Source organism: Pseudomonas sp. CFBP 8772 (assembly GCF_014841665.1).
Taxonomy (GTDB): Bacteria; Pseudomonadota; Gammaproteobacteria; order Pseudomonadales; family Pseudomonadaceae; genus Aquipseudomonas; species Aquipseudomonas graminis_B.
Map to the genome: position 1 here is coordinate 183,530 of NZ_JACYUI010000001.1, position 18,917 is coordinate 202,446.

An 18,917-nucleotide genomic window follows, 5' to 3' on the forward strand; every position below is an offset into this window, starting at 1 on the left:
AAAGCTTTCCGGTGAGTGTTAGTAAGCCATCGCGAGCAAGCTCACTCCTACAGGAGAACGCATACCCCTGTAGGAGTGAGCTTGCTCGCGATGGCTTACTCAAACGCGCTGCATAAACCAACTGACTCACTGGGTCAGATCCCCTTTATGGTCCGCTCTGCCTTTCCCCGACGCCTCATCCACCCCAGCCTTGTGCCCTGGATCCTGATCGTCGAACAGAATGCTGTGGGCCGGGCCGTCGAGGTCGTCGTACTGACCGCTGTCCACTGCCCAGAAAAACACGTAAATCGCCACCGCCACGATCAGCAGCGCCACCGGAATCATGATGTAGAGCGCAGGCATCGGGCCTCCGAATCGGGGCATGGGTTCATGGGGTCACCGTCTGACGGGCAGCCATGGATTCTGCAGAAAGCGGCTTCATCCGCGTCAGACGTAACGCATTCACCACCACCACCAGCGAACTGACCGACATTCCCGCCGCCGCCCACAACGGCGTCACCCAGCCCAGCGCCGCAAAGGGCAGCACCAGCCCGTTGTACAACCCGGCCCACGCCAGGTTTTCCAGAATGACCCGCCGCGTGCGCCGAGCGAGGCCAAACGCATCGACTAACACGTGCAGACGATTCGACAGCAGCACCGCATCGGCGCTGGTCTTGGCCAGATCGGTGGCCGAACCCATGGCGATGCTGATGTCGGCCGCCGCCAGCATCGGCACATCATTGACCCCGTCGCCGATCACCAGAAGGGTCCGGCCCTCGGCGCGCAGCCGTTGCAGAATGGCGAGCTTGTCATCCGGCCGCAGGCTGCCCCGGGCGTCATCGATCTGCAACTGAGTCGCGACAATGGACACCATGGGCGAACTGTCGCCGGACAACAACAACGTCTGCCAGCCGCGCTGTTTGCACGCCGTGACCAACCCTGCGGCGTCGTCCCGCAGTCGATCATCCAGCACCAGCCAGGCGAGGGCTTGGGTGTCATCCCCCAGCAGCAACCACTGACCGGGCTCCTCCGGCATGGAGGGCACGGCGACGCCACTCAAGGCGCAGACAAACCCGGGCTGACCGATGCGCAAGAGGCGCCCGTTGACCTCGCCTTCCAGACCCAGGCCTGGCGTCGCGACCACCCGTTCAGCGGTCAGCGGCGTTTTGCCGAACGCCCGGGCGATCGGGTGTTCAGACCGACTTTCCAGCGCCGCTGCCAGGCTCAAACAGTCGTCACTGCTCAGGGCGCCAAGGCTGCGAACCGCCCTCAACGTCAGGCGCCCTTCGGTCAGCGTGCCGGTCTTGTCGAAGATCACCGTATCGATCCGGTTCAGCCCCTCCAGCACATGGCCTCGGGTCAGCAGCAGCCCGAGCCTGTGCAGCGTGCCGGTGGCGGCGGTCAGCGCGGTCGGGGTCGCCAGCGACAAGGCGCACGGGCAAGTGGCGACCAGCATCGCCAGCACGATCCAGAATGCGCGGCCGGCATCGAGCTGCCACCAGACCACACCGACACACGCCGCCAGCACCAGCGAAATCAGCAAAAACCACTGCGCCGCGCGGTCCGCTATCTGCGCCAGGGGCGGCTTCTCCGATTGTGCGCGGTCCAGCAGTCGGACGACGGCGGAGAGCCGGGTGTCAGCGCCCAACGCGAGCACTTCCACAGTGAGCACGCTTTCACTATTGGCGGTGCCGGCGGTAACGGCGTCTCCCACCTGGCGCGGCTGAGGCAGGTACTCCCCGGTGAGCAGCGATTCGTCGATGCTCGAGCGACCCGCGATGATTCGGCCGTCCGCCGGCAACATTGCGCCGGGGTGCACCAGCACGTGATCGTGCACACGCAACTGATCAGTCAGGACACGCTCGGTCTGACCGTCCGCATCCAGTCGCAGGCAGGAGGCCGGCAGCAGATTGACCAGTTGCTCGGTCGCTAAGCGGGTGCGTTCCCGGGCGCGGCGTTCGAGGTAGCGGCCGCTAAGCAGGAACAGCGCGAACATGCCGACCGCGTCGAAATACAATTCGCCGACCCCGGTGACCGCCGTCCAGAGGCCCGCAACGTACGCCGCGCCAATCGCCAGCGACACCGAAACGTCCATGGTCAGATGGCGGGCGTGCAGGTCGCGTAGCGCCCCTTTGAAGAACGGCGCGCAGCTGTAGAACACGATGGGCGTCGTCAGAAACATCGCCACCCAACGCAGGATTGTGTGCATTTCCGGGCTGAGGTCGAGGTTGAATTCGGGCCAGGTCGCCATGGTCGCCATCATCGCCTGAAACCACAGCAGCCCGGCGACGCCCAGTTGACGCAGGCTGCGACGGTTTTCCAGGGCCAGGCGCTCGGTGGCTGCATCCGCATGATAAGGGTGGGCGGCGTAACCGATGCCCCGCAGCTCGGACAGGACCTCGCTCAAAGGCAATGGCTGGTCATGCCAGCGCAGGTGCAAGCGGTGACTGGACAGGTTCAGCCGCGCTTCGACCACGGCGGGCAACCTGCGCAGGTGGCGCTCGATCAGCCAGCCGCACGCCGCGCAGGTGATGCCTTCGATCATCAGCGTCGTTTCAGCCACATCGCCGGCGACATCGCCAGAGGGGGTGTCATGGCGGACAAAGGGCGCTTGCACATCGGGACGATCAAAGAGGGCCTGTTCATCGGCTGACGGCGAGGGCAACACCTGCGGATTGACCGACGCTTCGCTGCGATGCAGGTAGTAGCTTTCCAGGCCGCCGGCAACGATGGCGTGGGCCACGGCCTGACAGCCGGGGCAGCAGAATTCCCGCGGCTCACCCAGCACCGAGGCCACGAAGCGCCCGCCCGGCGGGACCGGTAGCGTGCAGTGGTAGCAAGGCCGCAGGGTAATTCCCTCAGTCGCTTTCACGTCAATGCCCGCCAGCGCCCTGAAGCGGCTCGTCGCCCAGGGTCAGTGATTGCCCGGGAACGATCCGTTCTTCCTCGAACAGGCGCCAGGTCCGGGCGTTCTCCACCCCCAGCAATTCGACGAAACGCCGGCCTTCGACCCTGTCGGCCAGCTGCCCGACATAGCGCCCCGGCTGCGACGGCGTGCGCGCCAGCACCACTTTGCGGTCTTTGTCCGGCTGGGTCGGGGAGATCAGGTTCAGGACCAGGGTTTCCGGCTGGCTGGTGCCGCTCAGTTGCACATCCACTTCGCCGGTGAGCTCGTCGAGAGCCACGCGGGCGTGCAGGTTCAGGGACTGACCCAGCAACTCGCGATCGAGTGAGCGATTGATGCCTTTGCCGGCCTCGTAATAGTTGTCGGTGACCAGGTTGTCCGGGTGGGTGACGGCGATGGTGACCATGGCCAGGGTCAACGCCACCGAGCAGGCCAGAATGCCGATGATGATCCACGGCCATAGATGCCGGTGCCAGGGACGTGCTGCGGTGACTGGGATCATTTCTGACATCTCTCAGCGAATGGGCGGGCCGAGGAAACGGCTATTGGCGTGGACTTCGGTGCCGCTATGCTCGACGTCCCTGAGGACGAAACTGACGTCGTTGCTACTCGACGGCAGTTGCTCGGGCGCGACCGACAGCTCCACCGGCAGGCTGATGATCTCGCCCGCCGGCACCTTGATATCGCGACGGCCTTGCAGCTTCAGGTCCGGCAATCCTGTGGCGTCGAGCACATAGGTGTGGTCGAGCTGGTCCTTGTTCATGACTTTCAGGCTGTAGACGTTTTCGATCCGGCCATCGGCGTTTTCCCGGTACAGCATGCGGTCCTTGCTCACATCAAACCCCACCAGCGAACGCATAAAAAACGCACTGGTCAGCACGCCGGTCATCACCACCAGCACGACGGCGTAGCCGATCAACCGGGGCCGCAGTGCATGGGTTACCTGACCGGAAAGGTTGTGTTCGGTGGTGTAACTGATCAAGCCGCGCGGGTAGTCCATCCTGTCCATGATCGAGTCGCAGGCATCGATGCACGCCGCGCAACCGATGCATTCGATCTGCAAGCCGTCGCGGATGTCGATGCCGGTGGGGCAGACCTGCACGCACATCGTGCAATCGATGCAGTCGCCGAGACCTTCAGCCTTGTAATCCGTTTCCTTCTTGCGCGCACCCCGTGCCTCGCCGCGCCGTGGGTCGTAGGAAACGATCAGTGTGTCCTTGTCGAACATGACGCTCTGGAAACGCGCGTAGGGGCACATATGAATGCACACCTGTTCCCGCAGCCAGCCGGCGTTGGCGTAGGTGGCCAGGGTGAAGAAACCGACCCAGAAATACGACCAGCCATCGGCCTGGCCGGTGAAGAAATCCAGCAGCAGTTGACGGATGGGCGAGAAGTAGCCGACGAAAGTCAGACCGGTGACCAACCCGATCAGCAGCCAGAGGCTGTGCTTGGCGAACTTGCGCGCGAACTTGTTGGAGTCCATGGGCGCCTTGTCGAGTTTGATGCGCTGATGGCGGTCGCCTTCGGTGACCTTTTCGCACCACATGAACACCCACGTCCACACGCTTTGCGGGCAGGTGTAACCGCACCAGACGCGCCCGGCGAACACGGTAATGAAGAACAGCCCGAACGCGCTGACGATCAGGATGCCCGACAGCAGAATGAAATCCTGCGGCCAGAACGTCGCGCCGAAGATGTAGAACTTGCGCTCCGGCAGGTTCCACCACACCGCCTGATGCGCGCCCCAGTTGAGCCAGACCGTGCCGAAATACAGCAGGAACAACACCGCGCCGCCACCCATGCGCAGCGTGCGGAACACCCCGGTGAACGCGCGGGTGTAGATCTTCTCCCGCGAGGCGTACAGGTCAACGGTGTCGCCGTCCTTTTCAGTCGGCGGCGTGACGTTGTGCAGCGGAATCTGATTGCTCATGGCAGCGTCCTACGCCCTTCGGGCCGAATCATCAGCGTGTGCGACAGCGATATCCTTCACTCGGGCTTTGCCGCCGGTTCTTCCCCGTGGGACAGGCTGTAAACGTACGCCGCCAGCAAGTGCACCCGGTCGTTGCCCTGCAACAACGCCTGGGCTGGCATTTGCCCCTGGCGGCCATACTGGATGGTCTGTTGCAGCTGCGCAAAGCTGGCGCCGTAGATGAACGCGCCGGGGTGGGTCAGGTCCGGGGCACCCAGTGCGGCAACGCCTCTGCCCTCCGGCCCGTGGCAGGCAACGCAAGTAGTGGCATAGATTTTCAAGCCTGCCACCGGATCGGCTTTCGCATCAGCCGGCAGTGTGCGCCCGTTCAGTTGGGTCAGCACGTAAGCCGACACGTCGCGCACGCCTTGATCGCCGATCACCGCCCCCCACGCCGGCATCACCGCATGACGGCCGTTGAGGATGGAGGTTTTGATGCTCTGCGCATCACCGCCCCAGCGCCAGTCGGCGTCGGCCAGGTTGGGGAAGCCGTAGGCGCCCTTGGCGTCGGAGCCGTGGCAGACCGAGCAATTCGACGCGAACAGGCGTCCACCCATCTTCAGCGCCTGCGGGTCCTTGGCCACGTCTTCAATGGGCATCGCTGCGAATCTGGCGTAGATCGGCCCGTAGCGCGCCTCCGAGCGGACCATTTCCTTTTCCCATTCGTGCACGCCGGTCCAGCCGGTGGCACCGTCGGAAAACGGGATTTTCTTGTCGTTGTCGGCGTAGTCATAGCCCGGCAACAGGCCCTTCCAGTTGCCCAGGCCCGGGTAAAACGCGAGATAACCCAAGGCGAATATGATCGTGCCGATGAACAGCCAGAACCACCACTTGGGCAGCGGGTTGTCGTACTCCTCGATGCCGTCGAAGGCGTGGCCGACGGTTTCATCGGTGGTGTCGGCGCGCTGGCCCTTGCGCGTCGCGATCAGCAGCCAGCCCATCGCGAAGATCGTGCCCAGGGTCAGCACCGTGACGTAAAGGCTCCAGAAGGTGCTCATGGTTTCGGGCTCCTTTCGGCTTTCGAGTGTGCTTGCGCTTTGCGCTGGTCCTGCGCCTGCCTGACCTGCGCAATCGCCTCGGGGTCATCGGCAAACGGCAGCAGCGTTGCATCGTCGAATTCCGCTTTGCGCCGCGGGCTGAACACCCACAACGCCAGACCGATGAAGGCGACCATCACCACAACGGTGCCCAGGCCTCGAATCGTTCCCATGTCCATGGCGATCACCGTTTGCTCTTGATGAGGGTGCCCAGGCCCTGGAGGTAGGCCACCAGCGCATCCATTTCGGTCTTGCCCTTCACCGCGTCGCTCGCGCTAGCGATGTCGGCATCGGTGTACGGCACGCCCAGGCTGCGCAGCACTTCCATCTTCTTGCCGGTCAGTTGGCCGTCGATTTTGGTGTCCGCCAGGAAGGGGTAGGCCGGCATGATCGACTCCGGCACCAGGTCCCGCGGGTTGTTTAAATGAGCGCGGTGCCAGTCATCCGAGTAGCGACCGCCGACCCGCGCCAGGTCCGGCCCGGTGCGTTTGGAGCCCCACAGAAACGGGTGATCCCAGACGCTCTCACCGGCCACCGAGTAATGCCCGTAGCGCTCGGTTTCGGCGCGGAACGGCCGGATCATCTGCGAATGGCAACCCACGCAGCCGTTGGCGATGTAGACGTCGCGGCCTTCGAGCTCCAGCGCCGGGCGCGGCTTCATGCCTTCGACGGGCAGGGTGGTGACGTCCTGAAAGAACAGCGGGACGATCTGCGTCAGCCCGCCGATCGCCACCGCGATGACCATGAAGATCGACAACAGGCCGATGTTCTTTTCCAGTGCTTCGTGCTTGATCATCAGTGGGCCCCCACGACAGCAATCTGCGCGGCGGCTTCGGCTTCTTCCGTGTTCGCTGCGCGAATGGTGCGGAACACGTTGTAGGCCATGAACAGCATGCCGCTGGCGAAAATCGCGCCGCCCAAGGCGCGGACGATGTACCCCGGATGACTGGCCTGCAGGGCCTCGACGAACGAGTAGGTCAGGGTGCCGTCATCGTTGATCGCCCGCCACATCAGCCCCTGGGTGATGCCGTTGACCCACATCGCGGCGATGTAGAGGACGGTGCCGACAGTGGCGAGCCAGAAGTGCGTGTTGATCAGCGCGACGCTGTGCATCTGCGCACGGCCATAGAGTTTCGGGATCATGTGGTAGACGGCGCCGATGGTGATCATCGCCACCCAGCCCAGCGCGCCCGAGTGAACGTGGCCGATGGTCCAGTCGGTGTAGTGAGAAAGCGCATTGACGGTCTTGATCGCCATCATCGGCCCCTCGAACGTCGACATCCCGTAGAACGCCAGCGACAGCACGAGGAAGCGCAGAATCGGGTCGGTGCGCAACTTATGCCATGCGCCCGAGAGGGTCATCATGCCGTTGATCATGCCGCCCCAGCTCGGCACGAGCAGGATGATCGACATCACCATTCCCAGTGATTGCGCCCAGTCGGGCAGGGCGGTGTAGTGCAGATGGTGCGGGCCGGCCCAGATGTACAGGGTGATCAGCGCCCAGAAATGCACGATGGACAGGCGATAGGAATAGATCGGGCGTTCGGCCTGTTTCGGCACGAAGTAATACATCATCCCGAGAAAGCCGGTGGTGAGGAAAAAGCCGACGGCGTTGTGCCCGTACCACCACTGGATCATGGCATCGGTGGCGCCGGCATAGGCGGAATAGGATTTAAAGAGGCTCACCGGCAGCGAGATGTGGTTGACGATGTGCAGCATCGCCGTGACCACAATGAACGCGCCGTAGAACCAGTTGGCGACGTAAATGTGTTTGGTTTTGCGTTTGACGATGGTGCCGAAGAACACCGCGCCGTAGGCGATCCAGACAACTGTCAGCAGGATCGCGATCGGCCATTCGAGCTCGGCGTATTCCTTGGTGGTGGTGTAACCCATCGGCAGGCTGACGATGGCGCCGATGATCACCGCCTGCCAGCCCCAGAAATGAAAGGCCGCCAGTCCGTCGGAAATCAGCCGCGTCTGACAGGTTCGCTGGACCACGTAATAAGAGGTGCCGAACAGTGCACAGCCGCCGAACGCGAAGATCACCAGGTTAGTGTGCAGAGGGCGCAGTCGACCGAATGTGGTCCACGGCAAACCGAAATTCAGGTCAGGCCACACCAGCTGGGAGGCGATGAAGACGCCCAGGCCCATGCCGATGATGCCCCAGACCACCGTCATGATGGCGAACTGGCGGACGACCTTGTAGTTATAAGCAGTCGGACTGGGTGCTGTGCTCATGTCAGGTTCCACGGTGTGTATTTTATTAGTGTGGTAACAGCCGCACCTTCGATCGCGCGTCACCCGTCACGCAGTGGCGTGGCTGGGGATCGAGGAAGCGATAGACGCGGTGCACGCAGACGCCCGGTCGCCGAGGCGTGGGAGGGTTCTGGCTGAGTGGCCTGGAGGAAGGAAGACAGGTCGAGCTGGATCGCGCGCGTGAGTGGGAGGGATTGGATACAACCCTGCGGGTGAAAACAGCGCTGAAGCTGTTTGTCTGCAAGAGGGTTGCGTTGCCGGGCACAATCTTGTCGCTGGGCCTGTGGCTAGCTGTCGCCGGTCCACTGTGCGGACACAGCTTAGACGCGAATGATCGCGGAGGGAAGGCTTTGGCGCCGCACCTGCGACACTTGGCCGCGCTCGAGGGGAAGTTGCCGCGTCCGTGGCGGGACGCGGCGATCAACCATTTCCGGAGATAGCTGAAACGGTTCTCTGCCTGCTGTTCCTGCGCGTCGAGAGAGCGTTTCCACAACGAAGTTGTATACAAAAAGCCGCTGACATTGGCACTTTGTTCTGCCCAAAAATAATTGGCCCGAGCTGGCAGAAAGGCCGGCGATCGTCACGGGTGATCGTCCGGAGCGGACAAAAAGCATATTCCGTCGATGAAACCGCCCGGTTGTGTGCAGGTTGGGGCGCTCAGGATACGGTGCTCGTTGCCGAAGTGCCGCGCCAGAATAACGCCTGGGAGCTGAACCCTTGCTGTCGGCACGGGGCAATTGGCGCGCAGGGTCATGGCACGCCGACGTTGCTGCATAATGGCGGCCGTGGTGCCCGCCTCAGTCGGTGGGTGATCGATGTTTTGAAAAAAGAGACCGGCATGAGCAAACAACAGGCGGCGAAGCGAACGGCCGATCATTGCGCGCAACTGGCGCACGAGCACGGCTGGGTCTGGAATGCGCCGACCGGCCCGGCGGCGGACGCGCCATCGACGCTGATTCTCGCCCACGGCGCGGGCGCCCCGATGGACAGCGACTTCATGAACGACATCGCCACGCGTCTGGCGGCCTTGGGTGTTGGCGTGCTGCGCTTTGAATTCCCCTACATGGCCCAGCGCCGAATCGACGGGCGCAGACGACCTCCCAATCCTCAGCCGAAATTGCTGGAGTGCTGGCACGGGGTGTACGCCGCGGTGCGTGGGGGAGTGAGCGGGCGAGTGGCGATCGGTGGCAAATCCATGGGCGGACGCATGGCCAGTGTTATTGCTGACGACGTGGAAGCCGATGGGTTGTTCTGTCTGGGCTACCCGTTCTACGGGGCAGGTAAACCCGAGAAGCCACGGGTCGCGCACCTGGCGGAACTGAAGACGCCGACGCTGATCATTCAGGGCGAACGGGATGCGCTGGGCAATCGAGAGGCAGTTGAAGCGTACGAGCTGTCGAAGGCCATTGACGTGCACTGGGTGCCGACGGCCAACCATGACCTCAAGCCGTTGAAATCATCCGGCCTCAGTGTAGAGGCGTGCATGCAGGAAATCGCCGAGCTTATGGCGCGTCGGCTGATCGGATAGCGGGATGCTCCTCGGCGTTTAGGTCACAGACCAGGTCGAACCGGCCGTCGGTCACGTGGAAGTCCTTGGTCGGGACCGCAAACTCGAAGTTGCCGTGCAGTGCGCCGGATGCGGCATCGCAGCCCAGCAGCGTCAGGTTGCCTTGCTGCAGATCACGCGAGTGATAAATCTTCGCCATCCGCGTGGGGGTCAGGTGATAGATAACGGTGATCTGATCGTTGCGCAGCAGGTTGTGGTTGCCGGGCTGCACCGTTTCGTCGATGAACAGGCCGATCATGGTGCGGTGCCGACGAACCGTGCCGGTGGCGAGGATCTTCCAGATTCGGCACGTGGTCGGATCCGACCGGCCCGGGCGCAGGCACGCCATGGCACTCAGGCTATGGGTGATGAAAGGGTGGCCGTTGACAGTGGCGCTGAACGTGCCGCGCGCCGCCGCTGCCTGCGGTCGTTGAAGGGGTGGTTTTGCCGGCATTTTTCCGAGATTTCCGTGAATGGGTTTTAGGGGCTGGGTGGGCACTGCACACTTATAAGACGCCGTCGGGTGGCGACGACGTCTTTGAAAGGGGGTGCTGCTTATTTCGTTGAAGCCAGGTGGTGAAGCTCGCAGGCTCGCGCGAATTACAGATTAGCGAACTGGCGAATCAGCGAACTGCAACGCCCAGGCTGCCATTGATGTGCAGCAGTTTGAAATCCTTGCCGGTGTTGAGGTTCTTCACGTAGTACCACTTCGCACCGAACACGTTCTTGGCAACGGTGGAGGACCAATAGTTGCCGTTGCCCATCGGCCAGCGGTTGCCATAGGCGTTATAGATCTCGATCAGCTCATGGATGCTCGGGATGCGCCCGCCGATGCGGTTCGCGGCGTTGGAGATTTGAGTCAGGTTGCCGGAGCCGATGCCGTGGCATTCGATGACGCCGGTGACGGTTACGTCGTAACTCTGCTGTTCGCCTGCTGAATCGGTGACGGTGATGGTTGCTACGCCGTTGCCGCGTACAGATGTCCAGCCGGACGCTGCTACGACGGCCACCTTCGCATCGCTGGTCGAATAGGTATAAGGAGGGCTACCGCCGCTGGCGATGCGATGGACCGTAGTACCACTCGGGAATGCCGGCAGCAAATCCGGATAAGCGGGCAGCAGGCAGACCTTACCGGCCAGGGTCACCGGAGACGTGTCAAACATCATGCCCTCGCGCACCTGAAGTTGCAGGGGCTCGGACTCCATGTCGACGCCATTGCGCGTCACAATGTAGTTCAGGGTCGCGGTGCTGCCGATGCTCATCTCGATCAACATTTTGGGCACGCCAAAGACCAGTTCCGTCATGCTGCCGACATTCATCATCATGGTCTCGAACGTGCGTGCGCCGACCCAGCGCACTCGCACCAGATCCCTAGGGTCCATCCCGCGATAACTGACACGCACCATCGCGTCCCAGCCGGTAATCAGTGAAGGACGCAGAACGCCGTCTGGCCCGACCGTGTCGACCGTTGGCGCGGGCAGTTCCAGCGCAGCACTCATGATCTTCAGCGCAAGTTTGGCCGATTCCTGCACGATGCCGCTGCCGCGCGTCACGGTGTATGACACCTCGACGTTTTGCCCGTCATTGACCGCGACGACGCTGTTAGGGAACACCAGCGCCAGGGCCTGCCCGGCTTCAGCGGCCGAAATGATGTTCTCTTGCCGATCGTTGCCCTTCGGACCATTCCAGTGAGCAATGACCGTTTCGCCTTCGCGCAGATCAGCCGTGGCATCGATCACCAATGTGGCGCCATTCACCGCATCGGCCGGGTCCAGGATCTGATTATTGGCTTCGCGGATGACCGGTGCCGGTAGCGGTTGGCGCATCCCCAGGTCGAGCTGGATCATCACCGGATCGGAGACCATCGACACGTTGCCCGCGCGGTCGGTGACGGTATAGGTGACCGCGGACGTCTGGCAGTCCGCCTGTTCCATGAACGGACGCGTGAAGTCCACCATCACCCGGTTCAGGCCCATGTCGTTGGCATCAACGACGGTCATCGGCCCCTCCAACGGACCCCAATAGGTGCGGATTTCGTCGCCAGCGGCCATGCCGCTGTACCCTGCAATCTTGCCCGGGAGGATATTGTTGAGGCCTTCCAGCTCGGAGGAGGTCAGGCCGTTCTGGATGACGTCGGGGAAGATGATGGGGGCGAGTTGTGGTGCGCCTGGGGCGGTTCGGTCGATTTGGATGGGGGTTGTGCCGGAGAAGTTCTCAAAGTCAGTATTCGGGTTATAGACGCGATATGAGACTTGATGCGAGCCCTCGGTCAACAGCGCTACAGGCACCTCTAGAGTAAGAATGTCCCCTGGCTTGTTGGCCCCAACGATAGGTTTCTGGGGTGGAATTTTATTGCCATCGAAGACTAACTCATATGTATGGCCAGGCACCGCAGCTGCCCAGACTGGAAAGTTTACGTTGAGAGGCGAGTCCAGGCGCTCGATCGGTATCAGACCATCGTCAATAGCCGCAGGTACCTGTGGCAAGTCAAGGGGGATGGGCGCGCGGGGTTCATTAATGTTCTGATTACTCATATTTTATTCCCTAATTGGTGTTAAGAGGGCAAGGCAGCTCGCGCTGCCCTGCGGTGATTAATAGTTAGTCGAATCGGATGGTGCAGGTTGTTTCGATTGCTTCTCTCATATCAACTGGCACTCGCGTTAGTTTAGATGTAACAGCGCTTTGATTGCTGCCAGGGGCTGGTTCGACCCGCACGTAGGCTTCGCAATACCCAGCGCAGATGGTTCTTAACGTATTGAATGGAACATGAAAACTATAGCCGTTCACAATGTCAATATCGTCCAGTTCCCTCGTCGCCGTGAAGGTCGCTGCTTCGACAGGGTTGTTGCTTTCGTCAAATCCTCGGAAAGTGAAAAAAAGTTTCTGATTCTCCGCAATGTTTGCGTAGGGAGCGATATGCCCATCTGTTCCATTCGCCGCAACGGTAAGCGAGATAAGCCCCGCTGCGGTAAGTTTGAATGCAGGACCTTCGATGCCTTCAGTGCCGCCCGGCAGTTCCTCCTTTGAGCGAACAGTGATCGGCTGCGTGGTAGACATTACGGCGTTGGGGTTACCAGCGCGAACAACGGCATATCGAACCGGAATCTCAGCGCCGGTACCCTGTGCCCTCATAATTGAGTTCGCAACAGGGATAATCAAGTCTCGTCCTGCCGCGATATCTTCTTCTTTGATCTGATACCACTGCAGTCTTGACTGCTCACCCCAAAATAGATTGATATCGTCATTGATCCGGAACTGCGGATCCCATTTGACAATTGCGCGCGCATTGAGCTCGTAGTCATCTTCATCAATGAAGTTATCAGTTTTGTCAGGGTTGTTCAGGCTCGTTCCCTGGACAACTGGGGCAATTGCTGGCTCTGCAATCGGAAGGGTCAGAAACACTTCAACTTCAGTGCTCAGCGATGAGCCGGTGAGCTGGTTCTGTCGAGCGACCTCATAACTAATTGCGATGTCTCCAACGGGTGTAAGTGCAATTGTTTCGTAGGGTACACGGACGGATAAGACAATGTCCTCACCCTCACTCTCTGGTGGAAGTTGTACCGGCAGCATGGGTTTTTCCGCACCCCAAAATAGGGTGATTTGATCAAAGGCTTGAGCCCCTGGGTAGCGGGGAATATCAACCCTCACGCCAGCTCGCGCTTCACTATATTCAATGACATCACCAATGGTTGGATCAGGAATAGGCGCCGGGTAGTTTTCAGGCAGTTGTTCCAGTAGCAGCAAAATATCTACAGGGATGGAAGATTTTGATCTGTTTCCCGCCCGATCTATGACCTCGTACGTTACTGCTTGGGCGCCGGGGGGAATGGCCCGTAAGAAGTCACCCGAAAAGCGCAATACCACCTTGTTTAAACCCATGTCGTCTTCGTTCACAACTGCTGTGGGTCCGTCCACGCCTGCCCACATACTCCGTATCAGGTCGTGCTTGGCCATTCCCGTGTATCCCGCTACATGAGCGTCGACTTGGTCCCCCAGTTGGGCAAGCTCTGCAGCGGTCAGTCCATTCTGAACTTCCACCGGGAAGTGGATGGCTGAAAGCTCTGGTTTGCCTGGCTCGGTTTTATCAATCACTACCGGGAAAGGGTCCGAGAAATTCTCATATTCTGTCGCAGGGTTGAATACTCGATACCCTGCGGTGTGCTCACCCTCAATGAGTAACGTCACTGCGATTTCGAGTGTAAGGGGGTTGCCCGGGACGTCTGTATCCTCGATGACTTTTTCAGGGCCCGTGGGTTCGCCATCCCACACGAGCTGATATGTAAATCCTGGCCGTGCGGCTTCCCAGACTTTCAGATCCAGAATCAGGTTGCCGCCTAACTCACTTACGGGAATCAAACCAAAATTATCTTGATCGTGGAATGCAACGGCGATGTCGGGAGCATCCAACGGAATAGGTGCCCGCTCTTGTCGAGGATTAATGATGATTGGCGATTGTGGGGAGGTGTTCATAAGATTCCTTTTAGTTTCTAGATGTATAAACAGTGCGACTCTGTCTTTTATGAATGTTGGACTGGGTATCAACCAGTTCGCTATTTAACTAATAGAAATGTGGATCGAAGGTCAACGCGTTTTTTTTGATCTTCTGTAGGGCTGGGGGTCGTTGTAGGACGTTTGTACGTCATCGGAAACACAGGTCATGCATCGGATCGATGACGTCGACCAATGCAGGTCGGCCCACGCCCTATTTGTGTGTAGTCCCGGTACTTCATAAGTTTGGGAAATTTCCTACTTCAAAAAAAATCCAAATTATTTCATTGAAGATTTATTGCCTCGCAGAATCTAGGCCTCATGTAATGGAGGTCCTATGCTGTCACTCATAAATATCACGCCTGTAACGTTTCAACGGAATGTGCTGGCCTTATCGGTGGGCTTTTTTTCCCCACTCTTGCTCGCTAAATCTACCTTGGACTTTACTGTCGGCCTCTCAGCGGGGAGTGATGTAGAATTGAGTCGGACCAAAACTGAGCTCGTTGATGGAAAAAAAATACTGGTGCATGAGGTCGACGGAGTACCTCATACCCTTGATGGTGTTTCCAATGCTGGAAATTTCAGAGTGATCAACGGCGGCGAGTTGAATTTAGTAAACGGTTCGACCATCGACTGGGTCGAGATCCAAAACTCTACTTTGAATGTCAGTCGCAGCTTTGTGCGTGATGGGATCGGCGTCCACTCTGGAGAAGTCCTGATCCAGGATTCAGATGTAAGTAACGCCGATGGTATCGGGATACGTCTGTACCTCACAGGTTCTGATCTCGTATCACCATCAGTTGTGACTCTCAAAAGCAGTAGCGTTACTGGCGTAGGTTTTGGAGCCGCCGTGGGGACGACGGGTGAGATTCGTTTGGCAAACTCCTTGGTAACAGGGATTGGCACACTTAGCGATCAAGAGGGTAATGCAGGGTTGAAGCTCGCAGGTGGAATCGCGCGGATCAGCGAAGGAAGCCATGTATCAGGAAGCGAATCAGGGATCCGCATAATTAATGGCTCTCACGGTCTCAGCGAGCAAGATAATCGGGTGCAAATCGACGGCTCCACTGTTTCGGCAACTGTGGGCTCTGCTATCAAGGTAACGAAGAGTTCTATCTTTGAAACAGAGACGACGATTGGCCAAATAATTATTACCGATAATGCTGTACTGCAGGCGGGCAATGGTCGCCTTGTCGACGTGGATCAGGAAAGTACCGCCAACGTAAAAGTGATCAACAGCACCCTCTCCGGTGATTTCGTCGCCGACGACACCAGCACCCTCAACGTGGTGCTGCGCAATCACGGGCAGTTGAACGGGAATATCGTCAATGGCGATTCCGTGACCATCGATTCCAGTGGTCGCTGGCAGCTTGCGGCGGATAACAGCGTTAATTCGCTCGCGCTGGACGGCGGCAGCGTTGGCTTCACCGGAGACGGCTTTCATTCGCTTTCGCTGGGCAAGCTGTCCGGCTCCGGGCTGTTCGATATGCGTATCAACCTCGACGACGGCACCGGCGACCTGCTCAGCGTGAATGGGGAGGCGTCGGGCAAGCATCGACTGCGTATCCAGAACACCGGCACTGAAGCCGTCCCCGCCGAGTTCGACCCGCTTCGGGTGGTTCACACCGAAGGCGGGGATGCGGAGTTCGGGCTGGTGGGCGGTCGGGCAGATCTTGGGGTGTATTCCTACGAGCTCGAACGCCAGGGCACTGACTGGTTTATCGTCGGCTCCGGCAAGGAGATCAGCCCTTCCACGAAAAGTGCGCTGGCGTTGTTCAATACCGCACCGACGGTATGGAACAGCGAGTTGACGACGTTGCGCAGTCGCATGGGGGAGGTGCGCGGCCAAGGGCAGGGCGGCGGCTGGATGCGTACCTATGGCAGTCGTTTCAATGCGGCGCTGGATTCCGGCGTTGATTACAGTCAGAAGCAGCAGGGTCTGTCGTTCGGTGCGGATGCGCCCGTGCCCGTGAGCAACGGTCAGCTGTTGCTCGGTTTGATGGGGGGATACAGCAAGTCGGATCTGGACATCGGCCGAGGCACGTCGGGTCAGGTCGACAGCTACTACGTCGGCGCGTATGGCACGTGGTTGTCGGAGGGCGGTTATTACCTGGACGGCGTCGTGAAACTGAACCAGTTCCATAACGAGTCCAAGGTGGCGATGAGCGATGGCACCAAAGCCAAAGGCGATTACAGCAACAAGGCATTGGGTGGGTCGGTGGAAGTCGGCAAGCATATAAAGCTGGGCGATGAGTATTTCGTCGAGCCGTTCGCGCAGGTATCCAGCGTCTGGATCGATGGCAGCAGCTACACGCTGGACAACGGCATGCAGGCCAGGACCAACCAGACGCAGTCGATGCTGGGCAAGGTCGGCACTACCGTGGGGCGCAGCTTCACGCTGAAAGACGGCGGCATTGTTAAACCGTACGCGCGAGTGGCGATGGCCCACGAGTTCTCCCGCAGTAATGACGTCAGCGTGAACGGTCAGCGTTTTGACAACGACTTGTTCGGCTCCCGCGCGGAATTGGGAGCCGGTGTTTCGGTGTCGCTGTCCGAGCGACTCCAGGTGCACGCTGATTTCGATTACATGAAGGGTGAGCATGTTGAGCAGCCTTGGGGTGCGAACGTGGGGGTGCGTCTGGCGTTCTGACATTCGCGTCAGTTGATTGAAACGCGGTTCCAAAGCCCCGGCTGCAGCGATGCAGTCGGGGCTTTTTTACGTGGGCTCAGGGTTTAGGCTGCATCCGGCGCCGTCGCGGTGGACGGCCAAGGGGCGAGCCTTTGCCGCGTCGCTTCCTCAGGCGGGGCAGGTTGACGGTCAGCGTTTCCGAAATGCCCACGAGCCTGGCGCGCCGCACCACTTCGTAGCGCACCTCGACGCACCCGCTCTCGTAGTCCGCGAGGGTTTCATTGTTGAGGTATTGAACCAGGCGAGGGCCTTTGCGACCTTCTACCTTGCCGACGGTGGTGTAGAACGTGTTGTGGCCCCAGCGCAGCTTCAGGTGATCCCCAAACCACAGTTTCGGAGAGCGCGGGATGTTGATGTAGATGCCCACGTTCAACTGGGCGTCGGTCGGGCCTTCGGGGTCGGCACCGGTGATGAAAGGCGCTTCGAATACAGGCGCCGGAGGTGGGTCCTTCATTTCGTGATGCCAGGGAAATCCCGGGGCGTTTTGAAGCTGGCCGGCGTAGACCATCGCCTGTTCAGCCGCACTCTTGGCCACGGGCGGCACCGCCTGCAGATCTTCGTAGAGCGGGATTGAACTCTTGCCAGGTGGTTTGCGTTTGGTCCTGCGGGTATTTTTCGGGTTTGGTACTGTTAATTTTTTATTGTTATCTGGCTCGATCGGTTGTGCGTGGGGTGACGGCTGGATATCCGTTTCATCTTCCATTGGAACTCCTTGATCAGATCGCTAGTGCGAGGATTACAGGATTGTGTGTTGTGCGCTTGCTTGTAGGACTGCGGCGCTGCACATGCCTATGATCGATTCGAAAAATAGTACTGTCAAACAAGCGAAGTGCATGGGATTGCATGGCTTCTTTGAAAAAAATTCGCGGTTGAATAGATCTTTAATGTGTGAGTCCGGCCGTTTTCAGGGGTTTTTTGAGCGATTTAAATAATTATATATCGCGCGTAGTCTATAAAATTTTGGTAGTCCATCAGACACTTCCTACGGAGATGTAGGTTCTGTGGAATCGAGATGCCCAAAAATAATTTAAATTATTTTCTTGGGCGAATTTGTTGACAAAACCTCCACGCATTAGCGTGGAGGTGGTTACTTTTGGTATTCAGATGAATGGCGCGAACGCCGGTTACAATTTAATTGAAACTAGGGTCGGGAGGCTGGTGATGGAGACGTTGCCCGCCCGGTCGGTGACGAAGTACTCGACCGACACCGTTTCGGCTGCATGGGCTTGCAGGTGTTCGCGGCTGAACGCGATTTCGACAGGTCTGAGGGTGAGCTCATCCGCCTCGACCTGATGGGCCGGGCCTGCAACGCCGTTGAGTAATGTCTGGATGACATCGCCAGGTGCTATGCCGGCGTAGCCAGGGAGGAGGCCAATGAGTTGATCGCCGAAGGTGGCGGTGGGGAAGATGAGGGGAGCGAGGAGGGTGGCGCCGGGTTTTGTGCGGTCTACTTTGAGTGTTGCAACGGGAGATTCGCGAGTTACTCCATTAATATTATTTGTGACTTGATAACTGAGGGAATAACTGCGGCTTCGACACAACAAGCTGTGACTTAGCTGAAGCTGCATTATATCGCCAGGCTTTTGGTCGCCCACTACAACCGGGGTGTCAATGAGATCCCCGTCAAGTCTCAATTGCACACGATAGCCTGGACGTGCACCCTCCCAAATCATGACCTCGACGGGAACGTCTCGAGTTAAATCTCCGGTTTGTAAAAGTCCGTCAATAGGATCTGCTGTGGTCGCAAACGGGGCGCTGAGAGGAAATTGCTCATTCATAAAGAACTCCATCAAGCACAGCTTTCCGCTTCGATCCGCAGAAAGCGTGCACATAAGATTAAATTATCCAGATCAACAAATACCCCACCAATGGTGGTAACTATCTATCGTCTTTCAATAATCAACTAATAGAGTTCTACAAATCCTGTCAACACCCAACCCCCCGCTACAAACCAAAAAGCGCACTCCCAAATGATTTTCAGAAATGTCCTACTTAAACCCCGATACAAACAAAAAGGCCCCGGCAGGCAATCTGCCGGGGCCTTCGTT

15 protein-coding genes are annotated in these 18,917 nt (G+C 59.2%); 2 read left to right on the forward strand and 13 right to left on the reverse strand.

Translation table 11 applies throughout. The annotated features are described in order from the left end of the window. Positions 1 to 126: 126 nt before the first annotated feature. The 8 genes from ccoS to ccoN are packed head-to-tail and all read right to left on the reverse strand — an operon-like array spanning position 127 to position 8,128. The gene (ccoS, locus tag IFT99_RS00810) at positions 127 to 342 is read right to left on the reverse strand and encodes a cbb3-type cytochrome oxidase assembly protein CcoS (protein ID WP_192130083.1); all 216 of its coding nucleotides are present in this window, start codon (positions 340 to 342) and stop codon (positions 127 to 129) included. Between the two features lie 25 nt (positions 343 to 367). Continuing rightward, complete coding sequence (locus tag IFT99_RS00815; RefSeq protein WP_192130493.1) at positions 368 to 2,833, reverse strand: heavy metal translocating P-type ATPase metal-binding domain-containing protein; 2,466 nt, start codon at positions 2,831 to 2,833, stop codon at positions 368 to 370. A 19-nt stretch (positions 2,834 to 2,852) separates the two neighbouring features. Next, positions 2,853 to 3,386: a FixH family protein gene (locus IFT99_RS00820; RefSeq protein ID WP_192130084.1), complete on the reverse strand. Its 534-nt coding sequence runs from the start codon at positions 3,384 to 3,386 to the stop codon at positions 2,853 to 2,855. Between the two features lie 12 nt (positions 3,387 to 3,398). Then, a complete protein-coding gene (gene ccoG, locus IFT99_RS00825) occupies positions 3,399 to 4,814 on the reverse strand; it encodes a cytochrome c oxidase accessory protein CcoG (protein ID WP_192130085.1) in 1,416 nt (471 codons plus the stop codon). Positions 4,815 to 4,870: 56 nt separating this feature from the next. Further along, positions 4,871 to 5,851: a cytochrome-c oxidase, cbb3-type subunit III gene (gene ccoP / locus IFT99_RS00830; protein ID WP_192130086.1), complete on the reverse strand. Its 981-nt coding sequence runs from the start codon at positions 5,849 to 5,851 to the stop codon at positions 4,871 to 4,873. After that, complete coding sequence (locus IFT99_RS00835) at positions 5,848 to 6,069, reverse strand: cbb3-type cytochrome oxidase subunit 3 (RefSeq protein ID WP_192130494.1); 222 nt, start codon at positions 6,067 to 6,069, stop codon at positions 5,848 to 5,850. The genes ccoP and IFT99_RS00835 overlap by 4 nt, the downstream gene beginning before the upstream one ends. A 5-nt stretch (positions 6,070 to 6,074) precedes the next feature. Beyond that, entirely contained in the window at positions 6,075 to 6,686 is a 612-nt protein-coding gene (gene ccoO, locus IFT99_RS00840) for a cytochrome-c oxidase, cbb3-type subunit II (RefSeq protein WP_192130087.1), read from the reverse strand. Continuing rightward, entirely contained in the window at positions 6,686 to 8,128 is a 1,443-nt protein-coding gene (gene ccoN / locus IFT99_RS00845; RefSeq protein ID WP_065988689.1) for a cytochrome-c oxidase, cbb3-type subunit I, read from the reverse strand. The genes ccoO and ccoN overlap by 1 nt, the downstream gene beginning before the upstream one ends. Positions 8,129 to 8,984: 856 nt before the next feature. Here ccoN and IFT99_RS00850 point away from each other — a divergent pair. Beyond that, entirely contained in the window at positions 8,985 to 9,674 is a 690-nt protein-coding gene (locus IFT99_RS00850; RefSeq protein ID WP_192130088.1) for an alpha/beta family hydrolase, read from the forward strand. On the opposite strand, the gene IFT99_RS00855 is transcribed toward IFT99_RS00850, so the two are convergent. From IFT99_RS00855 to IFT99_RS00865, 3 genes are all read right to left on the reverse strand, one after another. After that, a complete protein-coding gene (locus IFT99_RS00855; protein WP_192130089.1) occupies positions 9,649 to 10,146 on the reverse strand; it encodes a hypothetical protein in 498 nt (165 codons plus the stop codon). The two genes, IFT99_RS00850 and IFT99_RS00855, sit on opposite strands and share 26 nt — an antisense overlap. A gap of 169 nt (positions 10,147 to 10,315) precedes the next feature. Further along, positions 10,316 to 12,226 (reverse strand): hypothetical protein, encoded by a 1,911-nt coding sequence (locus IFT99_RS00860; protein ID WP_244656853.1) that lies wholly within the window; start codon positions 12,224 to 12,226, stop codon positions 10,316 to 10,318. A gap of 64 nt (positions 12,227 to 12,290) precedes the next feature. Then, entirely contained in the window at positions 12,291 to 14,162 is a 1,872-nt protein-coding gene (locus IFT99_RS00865; protein WP_192130090.1) for a hypothetical protein, read from the reverse strand. 355 nt (positions 14,163 to 14,517) lie between these two features. Here IFT99_RS00865 and IFT99_RS00870 point away from each other — a divergent pair, with 355 nt between their 5' ends. Further along, positions 14,518 to 16,830 (forward strand): autotransporter outer membrane beta-barrel domain-containing protein, encoded by a 2,313-nt coding sequence (locus IFT99_RS00870; protein WP_192130091.1) that lies wholly within the window; start codon positions 14,518 to 14,520, stop codon positions 16,828 to 16,830. Positions 16,831 to 16,906: 76 nt separating this feature from the next. Here the strand turns inward: IFT99_RS00870 and IFT99_RS00875 are convergent, their stop codons facing one another. Next, entirely contained in the window at positions 16,907 to 17,572 is a 666-nt protein-coding gene (locus IFT99_RS00875) for a hypothetical protein (protein ID WP_192130092.1), read from the reverse strand. A 421-nt stretch (positions 17,573 to 17,993) separates the two neighbouring features. Then, positions 17,994 to 18,647 carry a hypothetical protein gene (locus IFT99_RS00880; RefSeq protein ID WP_192130093.1) on the reverse strand — a complete coding sequence of 218 codons (654 nt, stop codon included), beginning with the start codon at positions 18,645 to 18,647 and terminating at the stop codon, positions 17,994 to 17,996. Positions 18,648 to 18,917 lie beyond the last annotated feature (270 nt).